The organism is Acinetobacter rudis (genome assembly GCF_031157835.1).
Taxonomy (GTDB): domain Bacteria; phylum Pseudomonadota; class Gammaproteobacteria; order Pseudomonadales; family Moraxellaceae; genus Acinetobacter; species Acinetobacter rudis_A.
This window is the reverse complement of the sequence record NZ_JAVIDR010000002.1, coordinates 116,942-135,830: the sequence shown is the minus strand read 5'-3', so window position 1 is coordinate 135,830 and position 18,889 is coordinate 116,942. Positions and strand designations below refer to the sequence as shown.

Sequence of the window (18,889 nt, the reverse complement as noted above, 5' to 3'; positions counted from 1 at the left end):
TTACTGAATTAAATTTGTTTTTGGAGAATATGATAATGCGTATGTTACATACCATGTTACGTGTAGGCAATTTAGAACAGTCGATCCTGTTCTATACTGAAGTTTTAGGTATGACTTTACTACGCAAACGTGATTATCCAGAAGGTCGTTTTACTTTAGCCTTTGTTGGATATGGAGATGAAGCCAATCATACGGTGCTTGAATTAACTCATAATTGGGATACAGCACATTACGATTTAGGTAATGCTTATGGTCATATTGCTTTAGGCGTACCAGATGCTTATGCCGCTTGTGAACAGATTAAAGCGCGTGGCGGAAATGTGGTGCGTGAAGCAGGACCCATGAAAGGTGGGGTAACTGTGATTGCATTTGTTGAAGATCCAGATGGTTATAAAATTGAATTAATTCAACAAGATGAAAATGCACGTAATAACTAAGTGTAGTAAATAAATAGCGAATATTTATTTAGAAACATAGCATTATGATGCAAGCTTAATTAAGCTCAGTGGAATTGATCTTGATAATGAGGTCGAGTCCACTGAGTTTTTTTAATCGAAAAACATAATGAATGCAGTATCAAAGATACAGGAAGTGAGGAGAATCGGATGTTAAAACTACTCGCACTTGACCGTTTTACAATTTCACTCTTTGTAATGGTTATACTTGCGACCTTCATCCCAGTACATGGACAGGCAGCTAGTGTTTTTTCTAGCGTGACAAATATTGCAATTGCCATTTTATTTTTTTTACATGGTGCAAAACTATCACGCGAAGCCATTATTGAAGGAGTATTGCACTGGAGATTGCATGGGGTGGTTTTTGCAATTACCTTTGCCGTATTTCCAATATTGGGTTTATTAAGTAAACCAATTGTTGAGCCTTTACTCGGTGAGCAATTATATTGGGGCTTTTTGTTTATGTGCTTTTTGCCATCAACAGTACAGTCTTCAATTGCATTCACTTCTGTTGCCAAAGGAAATGTAGCCGCTGCTGTATGTAGTGCCTCTTTTTCAAATCTTGTTGGTATGTTTATTACCCCAGTGTTGGTGAGCTTATTTATCTTTGGGCAATCACAACATGACTATGATCCAACTTCATCGATTATAGAAATCGGGCTATTATTATTGGTTCCATTTATTATGGGACAGATATTACGTCCTTATATGTTCCCAGTAATGCAAAAAGTGCCTGGTATTGTTAAAGCATTTGATCAAGGAACGATTTTACTTGTCGTTTATGGTGCATTTAGTAGTGCAGTAGTTGCTGGATTATGGCATCAAGTCAGCGGTTTAACCCTACTTTATTTAACATTAAGCTGCTCTGTATTATTAACATTAATTATGCTGTTATCTTTGTATATTCCAAAGTGGTGTGGTTTTAATCGTGAAGATCAAATCGCCGTGTTTTTTTGTGGTTCCAAAAAAACATTAGCGAGTGGTGTTCCTATGGCACAGATTTTATTTGCAGGCCAACCGCTTGGGATGATTGTGCTACCAATTATGATCTTTCATCAGATTCAATTGATGGTTTGTGGTGTGATTGCGAATCGTTGGTCAAAGCAGCAAACTGAAGAACATTAATTGGCTTTGCGCGTACTTCGGGTGTTTGTTAAAAACACTCGCAAGTGCAGAATATTTCACGTATAATCGTTGCACTTGTTGTGCTTAGCCCTGACGAATGATGTCTCGGTGGGCCAAAAGAAATGGTCTGTTGTGGTGTTGATCTGTTTGTTTTACAAACCATTTCCTCGTTTACGAGAGTGATCAATTGCGATGACAGCAAAACCTTTCTTCATTAGGAGTAATCGGACATGCGCGCTGATATTCACCCAAAATACGAAAACCTTGTTGCTACTTGTTCTTGCGGTAACGTAATTGAAACTCGTTCTGCGCTTGGTAAAGAAACAATTTACCTTGACGTATGTTCAGCTTGCCACCCATTCTATACTGGTAAACAAAAGAATGTGGATACTGGCGGTCGTATCGACAAGTTCAAACAACGTTTTGCGGGTATGTCACGTTCTATCAAGCGTGGTTAATTCGCACAGCGAAAGAAAAAACGGGCATTGCCCGTTTTTTTTTGTTTAAAATTAACTAGAGTTGTGCCATAAGTCGATCGAGTAATTCACGTAGGATTGGAAGCTGACGAATATTTTGAGTTTGGATTTCAAATTGAATAAAGCTTTGGGTAACCATTAAAGTTTTTTTACGCAATAACTGTATTTTTAGCTCATGTAATTCTAAGTGAAAAGAATCAATTTTATTTAAATGAGTAAAATTGGGTAGAACAATAGAAAGTTGAATTCTACCTGTATAGGTGTGTGCAAAGAGTAAACCCGCCATTGGTGGATGTTCTAGAGTCTGTCGTGGTAAACGCACATTACAGGCAAAGACATGATCAGATAAAACCTCTAAACCAATTGCAAAATTATTCTGATAGGATTTTTTCATCCAACGAATAATACCTACTTTCCAATTAATATCATTTTTTTCCCTTAGAATAATAAGCTCACTATTTTGTAAATTCTGCGGTAGTACAGAGTCCCATTGAATACGATATCCATGGGAACTCATGTCGAGAACCTGCGCAGTATAAATTTGTTTTAGCTCTTTATTCAGTTGTGGAGATATTGGTGAGCTTATTTCAAGACTTGGATCATGTGTAATAAGGAATAAATTGCACATGTTTGGATTGGTTTGTTGTGACTCTATATGGTCTGAATGATAATGAGGATGACTAAGTAAAAAGTGTGCAGTTTCAAGCCCTAAGCTAATTTCTAATTCCGCAGAATGTTGATAACGTGGATAACGACGTTCAATACTTGTTGTACCTAAAACATTTTGAATATGAAATTTTAGCGATGTGCTCAAATATTTTTTCTCTTTATCTGTGAGATTTTTAGCATTATTTTGAATGGTATTATTAATATGCTCAAGTAGGTTATGTGTTGATAGATAGTGGTCAGCTAAGAAAAATTGTTGCTGTTTATGGTTGAAAATAGGAGGAAGATCCTGCTGACTATCAATCATATAGCGCGATGTAGCGTGGTTTCGATGGCTGAGCTCAATGAGATGAATCCATTCAGTGCCACATTCATAAAGGGCTTGAATTTCATTTGGACGAATTTGATATGTATAACAAATGTCTAAGAGCAGAATTTGAATATAGCATTCTTGGATATTGCTAAAGGCATAACGGCTGCCTTGAATGCGGTTAATATTAATGAGATGTTCATTATTTTTAAAAGCATATTGATAAATTTCGTGAGTGTAACGCCATTGATTAATGAGTACATCAAGATAATTAAGTTGCTGTTGGAGCAACAGGTAACCCATATGCTGTAAGGCATAGTAGCAAGATAAAATTCGATTTACTTTTATATTATGATTTTCATTATGTCGCCAAAATTGCCAAGGATTTTGAGTGGACTTATTACAACGAAAAGCGATATCAATATAGAGCTGAATTAAACTCATACGCATTTGAATATCAAGATCAACCAATTGAGTTTGTCTTTCAGCCTGCGGTGAATTCGCTGTAATGAAATTCTTTTCAATATTACTTAAAACATGCTCAATGAAAGGGTGTAACTCTTGTAACATGTCAAAGCGTTCGGTTTCTGTACATATTAGGCTGGAGAGTTCATGCAGTGCTGTAAATATTGCAGCACTACGATCACCGAGTGGGCGAGCAGATAAAGAGGTAGTCCATAAACGAAAAGCATCAACATTACTTTCACAAAAACTAAGCTCTTTACGGTTGAGAGGCGTTGGGATGTGAAAACTTTGAAAATGCTTATTGTTTATGCCTAAGTTCATATATTAATCGCTTTTTGTACCATACAATGGTGTTTTATTGGGTTCACCAGCAATTTCCCGAACCAGTTTGGGAACAAGATAACCTGGTAAGCTTGCGAGTAGTTGTTGATATAATGCATCGACAATCGTGGATGGTAAATCAAAATGTTGTGCGCCTTTTACTTTATCTAGCACATGTAGATAATAAGGAATGACATTGGCACTAAATAAACGATGACTGAGTTGTGTCAAACTATCTACATTATCATTTACACCTTTGAGTAGTACAGCTTGATTGAATAATATAATGCCTTGTTGCGCCGCTCGTAATAATTGTGAGCAAGTAAAATCATCTAGCTCTGATGCGTGATTACTGTGTACGACTAAAACAACTTTAAATTTACGCCTAGTAAACAGTGCTAAAAACTCATCATTAATACGCGCTGGAATAACAATTGGTACACGAGAGTGTATCCGTAAGGTATGAATCTGCTCTAAGGACTCTAACCGATCAAGCCATAAAGCAAGTTTACGATCAGATAGCGTGAGTGGGTCTCCACCACTGAGTATGACCTCATTAATTTCAGGGTGTTCTAGTAAATAGCTACGGATATTGAGCCAATCTTCATTTTTAGGTAGATTCTCTTGATAGGGGAAATGACGCCGAAAACAGTATCTGCAATGAACTGCACATGCTCCGGTTAACGTAAGTAAAAAACGTGAACGATATTTATGGAGTACACCCGCCAATTGATTTGCAGCTTCTTCTCCCAATGGATCAGTTACAAAATCGGGATGTTCTTCCATTTCTAAATGGTGAGGCAGAACTTGTAACAATAAAGGGTCTAGTGGTGTGGATAACTGCATCTTTTCTACAAAAGCTCGTGGTACACGTAACTTAAATTGCTGACTTGCAAGCAGGGCACCTGATAATAATTGATCAGGTTGCAATTGTAATTGCTCTAGTAATTCAGCTGGTTCAGTAATGAGGTCACTGAGTTGAGATTGCCAGTTTTTTTGTTGAAGTAAATAAGTTGTCATGCCACAGCTAAAAGAGATATCAATACCCAATGAATTATAGACAATTCACGAAATAATTGCTGTATCAATCCCAGCCTACTATTTAATAGGCTGTAATTTCGACGGCATTATTCAATGAATATAAGATGAACTTTTTTGTCATTGATGATCTTGGCTAAGAGCACCGCTGAATTACACTACAAAAAGCCAGAATAACTGGAAAAATTAAGCTATAGACTTGGGGCTTAGTCATTTTAACGTTGCTTCATGATGTGATGCTCATTTAGAATACGCAATATCTTGTAGTGTCAGCCGTGTACTGATACGCATGCTGCTTGCTTTGACTGCAGTTTGACAGTGATGCAATGCGCAAGATTTATCAAATTATTTAGTAAGTTTGGAGCGTGCCTTTCATGGCCAATTATTCTACAAATGACTTTAAGCAAGGCTTAAAGGTAATGCTTGATGGCAATCCATATTCAATCATGGAAAATGAATACGTAAAACCAGGTAAGGGCCAAGCCTTTAACCGTGTAAAATTACGTAACCTTCGTTCAGGTAAAGTACTTGAAAAAACATTTAAATCTGGTGAGCAACTAGAGGGTGCGGACATCGTAGAAGTAGAAATGAACTACTTGTATAACGATGGTGAACTCTGGAACTTCATGGATCCTGAATCTTTTGAACAAATTGCAGCAGATAAAGTTGCAATGGGTGATGCAGCAAAATGGCTTAAAGATGACTCTAACGAGCTTTGCACTATTATGTTATTTAATGGTGTACCTTTAACAGTTAGCGCACCTAACTTTGTGGTACTAAAAGTTGTTGAAACTGATCCAGGCGTACGTGGTGATACTTCTGGCGGTGGTGGTAAACCAGCTAAACTTGAAACAGGTGCAGTAGTACGTGTTCCTCTTTTTGTTCAACAAGAAGAAAGTGTTCGTGTAGATACACGTACTGGTGATTATTTAGAACGTGCTTAATGCTCGATTTATCTAAGTAATAAAAAAGAGTGATTTAATATCACTCTTTTTTTTGTCTGTTATATTGAATGAATATATTTTAAGCTAAAAAAGGGTTTTAATAGGACTAAAATAGAATTTACGCTATTTCAAAAAAATTAAATAATTAATTAAATCCGATGAAGCAGCGCTCTTAGGAGAGATGTGAGGTATAAATGGAAAATATACAAACGAAAATGACGTTTTTTAGCAAAATGATGTGGGTTGTGATCGCTATTATTGGCGCAGTGTCTTTTGGCATACTTGCAGTCAGTCGTGGTGAGCATGTAAATGCAGTATGGTTAGTACTGGCGGCAATCTGCGTTTATAGCATTGCTTATCGATTTTATAGTTTATTTATCGCAAATAAAGTTTTTGGTTTAGACTCAAGACGTTTAACGCCAGCGCATCGACTCGCTGATGGTTTAGATTATGTTCCAACAAATAAACATGTACTTTTTGGACATCACTTTGCAGCCATCGCAGGTGCAGGTCCGTTAGTCGGTCCTATTCTTGCTGCGCAGATGGGGTATTTACCAGGAACGTTATGGCTGTTAATCGGTGTGGTTTTAGCTGGTGCTGTGCAAGATTTCTTGGTGTTATTTATCTCAACACGTCGTGATGGACGTTCCTTAGGTGAAATGGCCAAACAAGAGTTAGGCTCTTTTGCTGGTGTAATTGTGATGTTAGGTGCATTAGGAGTCATGGTCATTATTTTGGCTGTACTTGCACTTGTTGTTGTTAAGGCATTAACACATAGCCCTTGGGGTGTGTTTAGTATTGCAGCAACGATTCCAATTGCTATATTTATGGGCGTATATATGCGCTATATACGTCCAGGGAAAATTGCTGAAGTTTCTATTGTTGGTTTTATTTTAATGATGTTAGCCATCATTTATGGTGGTGAGGTTGCACAACACCCTTATTGGGGGCCATTTTTTGATTTAAGTGGAACTCAATTAACATGGGCACTGGTTATTTATGGCTTTGTCGCTTCGGTTTTACCAGTATGGTTATTATTGGCTCCACGAGATTACCTTTCAACCTTTTTAAAAATTGGCGTTATTGCTGGGTTGGCTGTGGGTATATTATTCGCAATGCCAATGTTAAAAATGCCAGCAGTGACCCCATTTATTAATGGTACTGGTCCAGTTTTTGCGGGTAGTTTATTTCCATTTTTATTTATTACGATAGCATGTGGTGCAATTTCAGGTTTTCATGCACTCGTTTCTTCAGGTACAACACCTAAACTGGTCGATAACGAAGTGAACATTCGTATGATTGGTTATGGCGGTATGTTAATGGAGTCTTTTGTGGCAATTATGGCCATGATTTGTGCCACCGTACTGGAACCTGGAATATATTTTGCGATTAATGCGCCTGCTGCAGTACTGGGTACAGACGTACAATCCGCTGCTGAGGCTGTACGTAATTTAGGTTTTGTGGTTACGCCTGAAGCGTTGTCTACATTGGCAAGTGAAGTCGGGGAAAGCTCTATTTTGTCACGAACTGGTGGAGCACCAACATTTGCTATTGGTATGGCACATATCATCAGTGAAATCTTTAATAACCGTTCCATGATGGCCTTTTGGTATCACTTTGCTATTTTATTTGAAGCATTATTTATTTTAACGGCAGTTGATGCAGGTACACGTGCTTGTCGTTTTATGGTGCAGGATACAGTTGGGATTGTGATTCCAGCAGTGAAAAATTCAAGTTCATTTATTGGTAATATGCTAGGAACTTTAGTTGCTGTTGCTGCGTGGGGATACTTTGTTTATCAAGGTGTTGTTGACCCACTTGGCGGGATCAATAGCTTATGGCCATTATTCGGTATTGGTAACCAAATTCTAGCTGCTATGGCTTTAATCTTGGGTACGGTCATCTTGTTTAAAATGAAGAAAGAAAAATATGTATGGGTAACTATTCTCCCAACAGTTTTTCTGTTCATTACATCAATGACTGCTGGTTGGCAAAAGATTTTCCATGAAAATCCGAAAATTGGCTTTTTAGCACAGGCAAATCGTTTTTCAGATGCAATTGCCAATGGTGAAATTATTAAGCCAGCCAAGAGTATTGCTGAAATGCAGAGCATTGTATTGTCTAATCAGATAAATGCTGTTCTTTGTGCTTTCTTTATGATTGTTGCAATAGTAATGGTTTTTGCGTCAATCTCAGTTGTTCGCCGTGCATTAGCGAGTAAAACACCAACTGTAAATGAGGCCGAAGCGATTTATCGTGATGAAGACAATGTTGCTGATTCAACCACAAGTCATTCTTAACAGTGGAGGGTATTATGCAATTAAAATTTCCAGGGCAGGGTAAATCAGTCATTTTTAAAATTATAAAAATGACTGTAATGTCACAGAAAAGTGTAATTCTTTCACCTAAAAACTGGTCAAGAATAGCGACACTCTGGCAACGGCTACAGCAAAGTTTTCGTTTGATGGTTGGAGTACCTGATTATCAAACTTATCTGAATCATATGAAAACACATCATCCTGATTTAGAAGCAATGGATGCGAAAACTTTTTATCGTCACTGTGTGGATGCACGTTATCCATCTGCTGGTGGCGATATGAAAAAATGTCCATGTTGATCAAATAGATGATTTATCTTAAGCGGCTGGTTATAAATCAGCCGCTTTTTTATGTCGTGTTTGAAAGTATTCTTCTTTATAATTATTCATAGCGAACAAGAACAAAATCTATTTAAATTTTAATTGGTTAAATTTATTCTGCTTGGTCTTGCAGCCTTATATGTTAAGCGTGCTTAATTTTTTCTAAAAAAGGATTGTGAATATGTCATGGGTGCATGAGTTGGTGAATGAACTACCAATAAGTTCTGCATATATATTTTGGTGTACATTTATTTTATTGGGTAGTGCGGCCTGTGGTGGAAAGTATTTTTTCAATAAGCACAATCCTCATTTTAACGATGATCAAGCCAAAATTGTACTTGGTGCGATCTTATCTTTATTGGGTTTGTTAATCGGATTTGTCCTTTCAATTTCGATTGGAGGATATAATGAGCGACAAAAAACAGAAGAAAATGAGATGGTTGTTATAGGTGCAGCTTTACAACGTACTCAATTATTAGCATCCCCACAACGTGAACAAGCAGAGAAATTATTACATCAATACTTAGATGCACGGATTGAGTTTTTTAGAGCCGATAATCGAGCCGAAAATAAAAAATGGCGTATTACATCTGTAAAAAAACAAACTGAATTGTGGGAAATTGCTGTAGCTGAAGCTAATCAAGCACCTAATCCAGTCATTGCTTCTGTACTTACAGCTTATAATGACTTGTATATTTCTCAGGAAAAAACCACAGTAAGTTGGCGTTATCAAATACCGAATATAGTTTGGGCTTTACTTATTTTCTTTGCAATCGTGTCAAATTTTTTGATTGGATATAATGCCCGTAAAGAGCAAGGTATAAATACCATCATTTTACTTCTTCCCTTTTTGATTACCATGGCACTTTTTATTATTGCTGAGATTGATATACCAGGAAAAGGGGTGATTCATGTCACACCAGATGACTTATTATCATTAAGAGAAGTTTGGGATAATCCAAACAAGTAGAATATGGTGTTACTGAACATTTTAAATAGGTTTTTAAAAGCGCCATTAGATCAGTTGGCTTTGAGTGAAGTTTGATCTAGATTCACTTCTGAGCCAAGAGGCTCATTAGAGAAAGGGTGTATTGCCCACTTCGTAATTCATGACACCGTGAATCTGCTAAAGTGGGCAATTTTATTGAAGGCTTATATACATTGTATAAGATGTATTAGGTTGATAAATTTTCCAAATTATTTAACTTATACGATTTATAGAATGCATTTAATAATGCTTGAATTGATGCAGTTGCAATATCAGTATCAATAGCAGTACCCCAATATATGTTTCCATTATTATCGGTACAACGAATATAACTAATAGAACGACTACTACTCTGTTTGCCTAAAGCATGTTCTGAATATTCAGCGATGGTTATTTTATGTGGCCATTTGGTATTTAGAGCATTTACAGAGGCTGATAATAATCCATTACCAATACCTGAAAGATGGACAAGTTCATTATTTACTTGAATTGAAATTTTGACTTGATAAATATCATCTTGTTTACTTGATTGATAATTTACGAGCCTAAATTCACTATCATGTGTATTGACTCCGTATTCAGCTCGAAATAATGTCCAAATTTCAGCATGTGATAACTCTTTTTTATTATTGTCCGTCACCTTTTGTACAATTTGGCTAAAATCTTTTTGTAAGTTTGCAGGTAGATCTATGCCATGATTTTGCTGCAATATCCAAGCTGCACCACTTTTACCTGATTGGCTATTTACACGAATCACAGCTTCATAACTACAGCCCAAATCTGCTGGATCTATAGGCAAGTAGGGAACTTCCCAATAACTGTGCTTTTGAGTGCTTCTGGCTTGAAAGCCCTTTTTAATAGCATCCTGATGGCTACCAGAAAAAGCGGTAAAAACTAACTCACCAACATAAGGGTGTCTTGGGTGAATCGGAAGTTCATTGCATTCTTTTACTACTTCAGCCACAGCCATAATATCGGAAAAATCAAGCTCAGGAGCAATGCCTTGGGTGTACATATTCAAAGCAATATTAACAAGGTCAACGTTTCCTGTACGTTCACCATTTCCGAATAAACAACCTTCAATACGATCTGCACCTGCAAGTAAAGCAAGTTCAGCTGTTGCTACACCAGTACCTCGATCATTATGCGGATGTACGCTAATACAGACCTGCTCACGTTTTGAGAAGTGTTTACAAAAATATTCAATTTGATCTGCAAAAATGTTAGGTGTACTGACTTCAACAGTCGTTGGTAAATTAATAATCATTGGATTTTCTGGACTAGGCCCCCAAACTTCAGCTACTGCTTCACATATTTCAAGTGCAAATTCAATTTCAGTAAAGCAAAACGTTTCTGGAGAATATTCATAAGTCCATTTTGTCTCAGGATATTGCTCGCATAAGGCTTTAATTTGTTTTGTTGAGGTAACTGCTAAGTCAATGACTTCTTGCTTGGTTTTTTGAAAAACGATTTTACGGAAGACCTCAGCTGTTGCATTATAAACATGAACGATGGCTTGTTTAGCTCCAACCAAAGCTTCAAATGTTCTTTCTATTAAGTCCGCTCTTGCTTGAGTCATAACTTGGATACAAACATCATTTGGGATTTGGTTTTGTTCAATGAGATAGCGTACAAAATTAAAGTCAGTTTCCGATGCGGCAGGAAAAGCAACTTCAATTTCCTTAAGGCCACAGTCAACTAACAATTTAAAAAATTTAAGTTTTCTATGATGATCCATCGGATTGGCCAATGCTTGATTGCCATCACGTAAATCTGTAGAGCACCATATAGGTGCAGAGGTAATTTTTTTACTTGGCCAGCTTCGTTCAGAGAAATCTAAAAATTCAAATCGGCGATACTTATTTTGAGGATGACTTAACATGATGTTCTCTCAGTATTTCAATAACACCATCATGCATGATCTGTTTTAGTCGCTCTTTAGATCAAAAGACAATTTATATAGAGTAAAAGACATTTTTTAATATGTCTTTTTCTTTAGGTACTCTGTTGGAGTCATCCCCATTTGTCTTTTAAACATATAAGAAAAGGCACTCGAACTTTCATAGCCTAAGTCTAATGCGATATTCAGTATGGGTTTATTCATTTCTAAATCAGTCAGTGCTTGTAGGAGCTTTGCTTGTTTTAGCCATGTGCTAAAACTCATGTTTAGCTCCTTTTGAAATAATCTTGAAAGGGTTTTAGAACTAAAATGGTATTGTTTTGCAATTTCTTCTAAATGGTTAACAGCAGAAAGATCGGTCTTAATATTTTGACAAATATTTTTGAGTAGCTCTGAGTGTGCTTCAGGTAATTGGAATGGAATTTCTTCTAAAAATCTAAGCTCATCTAAAATAAGTTCTAACAGTCTTTCATTACGAGTATGAGGCAAAACTTCTTCTTTTATGTGTATCGCTTGATTAATAAGTTCGGACAGGAAATTAGGAACAGCAACTACACAACATTGGCTATTGAAATCTGCACGTGCAAATGGGTCAACAAATATGCCACGGGCTTCTACATTGCCAAAGATTGTAATGGAGTGTTTTTTATTTTCTGGAATCCAAATGCCTTTACATGGTGGAATCACCCATATTCCTTCTGAGGTGCGAACGTGAATAACGCCAGTGAGAGTATGTAGTAACTGGATTCGCTCATGCTGATGGATATTTTCTATATATCCATCAGTATAAGATTTCGCATAAGCATAAACTGGATAATTTAACTGACCATGGGTGTAATGCACAATATTTATCTTAGTAGAGCTTATGGATCGATTTTATATACGATTAAAAAGTAATGAAAGACCATGATTCATTTAATAGTTTATTGGAGGTTTTTATTTAGAGAAAGATTCACTTTTAGAGAAAATCTACAAAAACAAGCTAAGAATTTCAATCATATCTTCTAAATTAAGATACAGCGTTCCAAAAAGATTACTTTCTGAGAAAGATAAAAAAGATAGTATTTTTCACATATATACATATAACTGCCCTAGAGCCTTCAACATGAATAAGTCAATGCTAGAGCAATGTTCACCTGATAATTTTCAAGTTATTTATATTTGAATAGCACTAATCAATGGAGAAAGTTATGACTGATGTGCAATTGATTTTAAGAAATGGAAAAATCACAACACTTGATCCAAATCATCCTGAAGTATCAGCAATTGCGATAAGTAATGGGGAAATTATTGCGACTGGTGATGAAAATAGCGTTATGAAATTGGCAAATGATGCAACTAGGGTTATTAATTTAAATGGTCGCCGTGTTATTCCGGGTTTAAATGATAGTCATCTACATATTATTCGTGGTGGCTTAAATTACAACATGGAGTTACGTTGGGAAGGGGTTCCCTCTATTGTTGATGCACTCAAATTGTTAAAAGAACAAGCAGATAATACACCTGCACCACAGTGGGTACGCGTTGTTGGTGGTTGGACAGAGTTTCAGTTTGTTGAAAAACGCTTACCAACGTTGGCTGAGATTAACAAGGCCGCTCCAGAAACTCCAGTTTTTATTTTACATTTATATGCGAGTGCATTGCTGAATCGAGCAGCGCTTAATGTACTTGGTTTTAATAAAGATACACCTGATCCACCAGGGGGAAAGATTCAGCGAGATGAAAAAGGCGAGCCAACAGGATTATTGTTAGCCGTTCCATCTGCAGCGATTTTATACTCTACTTTAGGAAAAGCACCGAAATTACCTATTGAAGATCAGATAAATTCCACACGCCATTTTATGCGTGAGCTGAACCGTTTAGGTTTGACTTCAGCAATTGATGCAGGTGGTGGTGGTCAGAATTATCCTGAAGATTACGATGTGATTCGAGTACTTCATGAAAAAGAGCAAATGACAGTACGGATTGCCTATAATCTTTTTGCTCAAAATGCTGGTTCTGAGCTTGAAGATTATAAAAAATGGACAGAAATGACTTTCCCAGGCGATGGTGACTCGTTATTTATGATGAATGGAGCTGGTGAAAATCTGACGTGGTCTGCTGGTGATTTCGAAGATTTTTATGAGCCACGCCCTGATTTACCAGAGAAAATGGAAACTGAATTAGAGGCAATTGTTGAGCATTTATCTGAAAAAAAATGGCCATTTCGTATTCATGCTACTTATGATGAAAGTATTACTCGATTATTAAATGTTTTTGAGCGTGTAAACGCAAAAAAACCATTTGAAACTCGCTTTATTATTGATCATGCCGAAACAGTATCTGAGAAAAACATTGAACGTATTGGGACATTAGGGGGAGGGATTGCCATTCAACATCGTATGGCATACCAAGGAGAAATTTTTGTACAGCGTTATGGTAAAGAGGCTGCAAAAGATACCCCACCAGTGAAAAAAATGCTTGAGCTCGGCGTACCCGTGGGGGCAGGTACGGATGCAACGCGTGTAGCATCTTACAATCCTTGGGTGTGTTTAGCTTGGTTAACTACAGGTGAAACTGTTGGGGGGTTACCCTTATATGATGAAAAAGATTTGCTCGATCGACAGACTGCGTTAAGGCTTTGGACTAAAGGTTCTGCATGGTTTTCAGGTGAACACAGTCAAAAAGGTGCATTAATCGCAGGTGAATATGCAGATCTAGTCGTGCTTTCGGATGACTATTTTACGGTTGAAGGAGATCAGATTCAGTTTATTGAATCTGTAATGACTGTGATGAATGGTAAAGTAGTATATGCTGGGGCTGAATTTAAACAACAAGATCCACCACTGCCACCAGCCTCTCCTGAATGGTCTCCAGTAAAACGTTTTGGTGGCCAATGGCGTTTTTCTGAAAATCGCAATGCTTCATCCTCACAACCCCTACAAAATAATTCAGCACTTTGCGCTTGTTCGAGTAGTTGTAACATGCACGGGCACTCACATGCATGGATGCTTGATGTTCCTATAAATGATCAAGATAAAAAATCATTTTGGGGTGCGCTTGGTTGTTCATGTTTTGCTTTTTAAGTCGGATTTCCCTCTATGCTGGGTATGCTAGAGGGAGTACTTAATCGCAATGATCAAAAAATTAATAACCTAAATTATAGTTTTGGAATAAACGATGAATATTCATCTAGGGAAAATTTTAAGTTTTAATGCAGGTTATGTTGATACAGCAAGCTTTTTGGCATTGCATGGACTGTTTGCTGCGCATGTCACAGGTAATTTTGTGACTTTGGGAGCGGCTTTAGTGACAGATAGCCAAACAGGGGCATGGGCGAAACTGGCTGCATTACCTATGTTTGGTATAACTGTATTATTGACAAAACTCATTGATCAGCAATTTTTAAAACGTCAAAAAATTTCGTATACATTTCTGCTTAAATTGATGTTTACCTTTTTTAGCTTAGCCGTAGTACTTTCGATTTTTTATTTACCATTTCCTCAACATGATACGATGATGAGTTTTACTGTAGGGATGCTGTTGGTTGCTGCAATGGCGATACAAAATGCGATGCATCGTATTTATTGGGCAAAAGAAACACCCACGACGGTGATGACCGGCTCAACGACGCAGAGCATGTTAGACATAGGTGAACTTTTTTCTAGACCATCTAATGAGAAAAAAGCACAAATTTTTCAACGTCTAGCCTTAATACTACCCACAATACTAAGCTTTGCTTTGGGATGTGCAATTGCTGCGATTATATATAAGTTTGCTTTTTTATGGTTGTTTGTTATTCCGCCAATCTTATCAATTTTAGCTTATTTTTATCGTGAAAATTATAAGAAAACATAATCTTGATAAGGTAAGTGATTTGGGATTTAAAAATGGAAAATGTAGAAATAGCCAAAACTAAGAAGTGGTGGAGTGTTTGTCGAGATCCTGTTTTACTTACTATTGTAGGTGGAGCAATTGATACCATTGGTTTTATTGCATTATTTGGTTTTTTTACTGCACATGTAACGGGAAACTTAGTTTTAGCAGGTGCAGCATGGGTTAAAGATGGTGGGGGGATTTGGATTAAACTGAGTGCAATCCCCCTATTTATTTTAACTGTAGCACTGACTAAATACTGGATTGATCAAAGTACCCAAAAACATACCATATTAAGCTATTTGTTTTTAGCAGAAGCGGTTTTTCTATTAGGGTTTATGTTTGCAGGCATATGTTTTGAGCCATTTAAAGATGCCAATAGTGTGGCCGTAGCAATTACTGGTGGCTTAGGTTTAATTGCTTTAGCAATTCGAAATACTTCAAGTAAAACACTTATTAAACATATTAGCCCCAGTACGATGATGACAGGTAATACTACGCAATTGGGAATAGATATTTCTAATTATCTACGCAATAAAACAGATGAAAATAAACAGAAGTTACAACACAGTCTAAGTATTGTTATTGGTTTTGTAGTTGGTGTATTTTTAGGCGCTTTTTTATATATTAATTCAGGCTTTTGGAGTGTTGCTTTCTTCATTATACCTGTACTGTACTTATCATATCTTGCAAAGAAACAGCAGTTCATTGCAGAAAGCTAGGAGTATTCAATGAATAGAAATAGATTAGAAGCAATCAGCGATGGTATTTTTGCAATTATTATTACTGTTATGCTTTTAGAGTTGAAAATTCCAGAAGGTGATAGCTTATCTGCACTTAGGGCGGAGTCACATTTAATTTTCAGTTATATCTTAAGTTTTATTTATGTGGGCATATATTGGAATAATCACCATCATCTATTTCAAGTAGTGAAAAGTGTTAATGGGAAAATTTTATGGGGAAACTTGCATTTAATGTTCTGGTTAACCATGATCCCCTTAACCACAGGGTGGTCCGCACATTCAGGTTATGCTCAAACACCTACTGCGCTCTATGCTTTTATATTATTTATGTGTTCAATTTCATATCATATACTCGAAAAAATATTGATGAAGTCAGAAGGTGTAAACTCTTTAGCTGTAGAGTTACTGGGCAGAAATAATAAGTTATTAATATCAATTTTATTTTATGGAACATCAATTTTTCTGAGTTTTATTGATACTAAATTAACATTACTTTCATTGGGTCTATTGGCAGTTTTTTGGTTCTTACCAAATAAAAAAATTGAACAACATTTCAAACACAACAAAAATCAATAATCAGTGAGAGATAAAAATTTTGAGTGTGTATGAAATGGAGTAGATTTTGTTACAGCCTTACGCAGTAGAATACTCATGGGATAATCTTCTACAGCACAATTGAACTCATGCATAATCAATATTCAAAGTTAAGCAACTTGTATTAAGCGTTTAACTGCTTCAGCAATAAGTGCTTTACGTGCAGTATGATCAGATTCCCTATCAATAGGTGAGAGCATGCGAGCCATTTGGGGGAGTGTAAACCAACTATTGGCTAAGGAAAGTACAAGAAAAGCAATATATTCTGCATCTAATGTATTGGTTATTTTTCCTGCTTTTTGACCCTCAATGATTGCATTAACCTTGTAGTTATAGTGCTTTTTTCTTAATACTTCATTGGGTACTTCATTCTCGTAAGTTAAGCCTTCCCAAAGGAGAAGTCGACTTAATGCTGGATGATCTCGATGATAATCATATGCATTTTCTGCATATTCTATAATATCTTCTGTCGCAAATGATTTAATTGGGAGGGATTCTGCAACTTTGATTAATTCATTTTGTAAAATGTGTTCGAACAACTTATGCTTATCACCATAATAATTATATATACGTTCTTTATTAACCTTAGCTAATTTAGCGATTTTATCAATAGTTGTTCCATTAGGACCATATTTAGCAAATTCTTGTATTGCTGCCTCTAAGATTTTTGATTTAGTACCTTCAGTGTCCCAAGCCATTTTTTTAACTCTTTTTAGATTTAGTATTATCATAAATTAAAAACCAACCAATAGGTTGGAAATTTCTATTGCTTTTTTGAAAGAGTATAATAAAATCAAAACCAACTAAAAGGTTGGAAAATAAAATGAAGAAATCTTTGGTAATATTTGGATATGGTTTAGGCATTTCTAGGTCTGTAGCAATACGTTTTGGTCTGGAAGGTTTTGAGCTAGCTATAGTTGCTAGAGATAAAAGAAGATTAAAGGATGCTGTTAGTGAGCTTAAAGAGTTTGGTATTAAGGCACATGCATTTAATGCCGATTTAAGTGATTTAAATAATATACCCAGTCTAATTGATGATATTAGAAATAAATTGGGCAGTATTCAAAATATTTTATGGAATGCATTTCAAGATGATCGTGGGGATTTAATTGAGTTAGATCCTAGTCGTTTAACTCAAGCAATGCATCTTCGTGTATCAAGTTATATAGCAGTTGTTCAAACTTGCCTTAAGGATCTTGAAATAAATAAAGGATCAGTATTATCAACAAATGGAATGATGGCTCTTGATAGACCTGAGGCCAATGTTTTTGCAATTGATTATGCATCTTTAGCAATTGCTGCTACGGCTCAATATAAAACCACAAATATTTTAGTGCATACACTAATGCCTCAAGGGATATTTGTTGGGCAAATTATAGTGAATGGATTTGTACAAGGTACTGCTGGTGTTCAAAACTCACCTGAAAATATAGAGCCAGAAGCTGTTGCCAATAAATTTTGGGAATTATTTCAACATAAAAACACTCATTTCGATATTGTTTCGAAGGAAAGTTAATTATTGTCATAGATTCAATAAGTTTTTACCTAGGAAAAGTAACATGAAAGTACTTCATATTAATTCATCTACACGAGATGAAAACAGCCAATCTCTATTAATTGCAAAAAAAATTATTGATAGATTAAAGATAAAATATGCTGAAAATATTATCTTAGATGAATTCAATTTGTTTGAAGATGAGTTACCAGCTTTTGATAAAACTGCTGTTGGCGCGAAAATGGCATTATTTACAGGTCAAGATTCAAATTCTCGTGAGAAAGAAGCATGGGAAGGGATAAAAAAAGTATTTGATCGATTTGCTGATGCGGATGTATATGTATTTAATATCCCACTTTGGAATAATAATATTCCATATATTTTAAAACAATTTATTGATGTTGTATCTCAACCTGGTTGGGCCTTTGGTTTTGATCCAAATACAGGTTACACTGGTCTGTTAAATGGCAAGAAAGCATATTTAGTATTTGCTAGTGGCGTGTATTTTGACGGTATTCAAGCTAATTTTGGTGCTGACTTTGCTACTCCTTATATGAATGATTGGTTGAAATTTATTGGTGTTACTGATGTAGAGAATATCCATGTTTCTCCTACTGTTTTAAATGCTGATTATGAAAAAACGAAGGCAGAAGCGATTCAACACGTAAATCAATTAATCTGAATTAGATTAGCTATAATTACATAAGTTAATAATTTAGTTAAAGCCTATTATCTAATAAAGATAGTAGGCATTAGAACAAAACCAAACCAGATAAAATTGTAAAACTAATGAGTATTTAGAATGAGTATTGGCTTAACTGGAATACTCGTCAGCTAAAATTCTAACATCTGTAATAGTTGGTGACGTTGTAGATT

At 36.0% G+C, this 18,889-nt stretch carries 18 protein-coding genes; 13 read left to right on the top strand and 5 right to left on the bottom strand.

The genetic code is table 11. The features are described from left to right. The first annotated feature begins 35 nt into the window (after positions 1–35). The 3 genes from gloA to rpmE all read left to right on the top strand — a co-directional run bounded on the left by gloA (position 36) and on the right by rpmE (position 2,038). On the top strand, positions 36–437 hold the full coding sequence (gloA, locus tag RFH42_RS02575; RefSeq protein WP_308973986.1) for a lactoylglutathione lyase: 402 nt from the start codon (positions 36–38) through the stop codon (positions 435–437). Positions 438–605: 168 nt separating this feature from the next. After that, positions 606–1,580, top strand: coding sequence for a bile acid:sodium symporter family protein (locus tag RFH42_RS02570; RefSeq protein WP_308973985.1), 975 nt, complete (start codon positions 606–608; stop codon positions 1,578–1,580). Positions 1,581–1,810: 230 nt separating this feature from the next. Beyond that, entirely contained in the window at positions 1,811–2,038 is a 228-nt protein-coding gene (rpmE, locus tag RFH42_RS02565; protein ID WP_016655580.1) for a 50S ribosomal protein L31, read from the top strand. A 55-nt stretch (positions 2,039–2,093) separates the two neighbouring features. Here rpmE and RFH42_RS02560 read toward each other — a convergent pair whose 3' ends face one another. Both RFH42_RS02560 and epmB read right to left on the bottom strand, forming a co-directional pair. After that, the gene (locus RFH42_RS02560) at positions 2,094–3,818 is read right to left on the bottom strand and encodes a hypothetical protein (protein ID WP_308973984.1); all 1,725 of its coding nucleotides are present in this window, start codon (positions 3,816–3,818) and stop codon (positions 2,094–2,096) included. A 3-nt stretch (positions 3,819–3,821) separates the two neighbouring features. Then, positions 3,822–4,838, bottom strand: coding sequence for an EF-P beta-lysylation protein EpmB (epmB, locus tag RFH42_RS02555; RefSeq protein WP_308973983.1), 1,017 nt, complete (start codon positions 4,836–4,838; stop codon positions 3,822–3,824). A gap of 392 nt (positions 4,839–5,230) precedes the next feature. Between epmB and efp the strand changes: the two genes are divergently transcribed. The 4 genes from efp (at position 5,231) to RFH42_RS02535 (ending at position 9,408) form a co-directional block, all read left to right on the top strand. Next, positions 5,231–5,800, top strand: a complete 570-nt coding sequence (gene efp, locus RFH42_RS02550) for an elongation factor P (protein ID WP_308973982.1) — start codon at positions 5,231–5,233, stop codon at positions 5,798–5,800. A 194-nt stretch (positions 5,801–5,994) separates the two neighbouring features. After that, the gene (locus tag RFH42_RS02545; protein ID WP_308973981.1) at positions 5,995–8,100 is read left to right on the top strand and encodes a carbon starvation CstA family protein; all 2,106 of its coding nucleotides are present in this window, start codon (positions 5,995–5,997) and stop codon (positions 8,098–8,100) included. 14 nt (positions 8,101–8,114) lie between these two features. Continuing rightward, positions 8,115–8,417, top strand: a complete 303-nt coding sequence (locus tag RFH42_RS02540; RefSeq protein WP_308973979.1) for a YbdD/YjiX family protein — start codon at positions 8,115–8,117, stop codon at positions 8,415–8,417. Positions 8,418–8,619: 202 nt separating this feature from the next. Then, the gene (locus RFH42_RS02535; RefSeq protein ID WP_308973978.1) at positions 8,620–9,408 is read left to right on the top strand and encodes a bestrophin-like domain; all 789 of its coding nucleotides are present in this window, start codon (positions 8,620–8,622) and stop codon (positions 9,406–9,408) included. A gap of 205 nt (positions 9,409–9,613) precedes the next feature. On the opposite strand, the gene leuA is transcribed toward RFH42_RS02535, so the two are convergent. Together leuA and RFH42_RS02525 are read right to left on the bottom strand one after the other, a co-directional pair. Next, positions 9,614–11,308: a 2-isopropylmalate synthase gene (gene leuA, locus RFH42_RS02530; protein WP_308973977.1), complete on the bottom strand. Its 1,695-nt coding sequence runs from the start codon at positions 11,306–11,308 to the stop codon at positions 9,614–9,616. 96 nt (positions 11,309–11,404) lie between these two features. Next, positions 11,405–12,169, bottom strand: a complete 765-nt coding sequence (locus RFH42_RS02525; protein WP_308973976.1) for an AraC family transcriptional regulator — start codon at positions 12,167–12,169, stop codon at positions 11,405–11,407. A gap of 347 nt (positions 12,170–12,516) precedes the next feature. Between RFH42_RS02525 and RFH42_RS02520 the strand changes: the two genes are divergently transcribed. The 4 genes from RFH42_RS02520 to RFH42_RS02505 all read left to right on the top strand — a co-directional run bounded on the left by RFH42_RS02520 (position 12,517) and on the right by RFH42_RS02505 (position 16,500). Next, on the top strand, positions 12,517–14,391 hold the full coding sequence (locus RFH42_RS02520) for an amidohydrolase (RefSeq protein WP_308973975.1): 1,875 nt from the start codon (positions 12,517–12,519) through the stop codon (positions 14,389–14,391). A 94-nt stretch (positions 14,392–14,485) separates the two neighbouring features. Further along, positions 14,486–15,163 (top strand): YoaK family protein, encoded by a 678-nt coding sequence (locus RFH42_RS02515; protein ID WP_308973974.1) that lies wholly within the window; start codon positions 14,486–14,488, stop codon positions 15,161–15,163. 32 nt (positions 15,164–15,195) lie between these two features. Next, a complete protein-coding gene (locus tag RFH42_RS02510) occupies positions 15,196–15,903 on the top strand; it encodes a YoaK family protein (protein WP_308973972.1) in 708 nt (235 codons plus the stop codon). 9 nt (positions 15,904–15,912) lie between these two features. Further along, a complete protein-coding gene (locus RFH42_RS02505) occupies positions 15,913–16,500 on the top strand; it encodes a TMEM175 family protein (RefSeq protein WP_308973970.1) in 588 nt (195 codons plus the stop codon). A 128-nt stretch (positions 16,501–16,628) separates the two neighbouring features. On the opposite strand, the gene RFH42_RS02500 is transcribed toward RFH42_RS02505, so the two are convergent. Beyond that, entirely contained in the window at positions 16,629–17,216 is a 588-nt protein-coding gene (locus tag RFH42_RS02500; RefSeq protein WP_308973969.1) for a TetR family transcriptional regulator, read from the bottom strand. 125 nt (positions 17,217–17,341) lie between these two features. Here RFH42_RS02500 and RFH42_RS02495 point away from each other — a divergent pair, with 125 nt between their 5' ends. Together RFH42_RS02495 and RFH42_RS02490 are read left to right on the top strand one after the other, a co-directional pair. Further along, positions 17,342–18,034: an SDR family NAD(P)-dependent oxidoreductase gene (locus tag RFH42_RS02495; protein ID WP_308973967.1), complete on the top strand. Its 693-nt coding sequence runs from the start codon at positions 17,342–17,344 to the stop codon at positions 18,032–18,034. A gap of 43 nt (positions 18,035–18,077) precedes the next feature. Next, on the top strand, positions 18,078–18,695 hold the full coding sequence (locus RFH42_RS02490) for an FMN-dependent NADH-azoreductase (RefSeq protein WP_308973966.1): 618 nt from the start codon (positions 18,078–18,080) through the stop codon (positions 18,693–18,695). Positions 18,696–18,889: the final 194 nt, after the last annotated feature.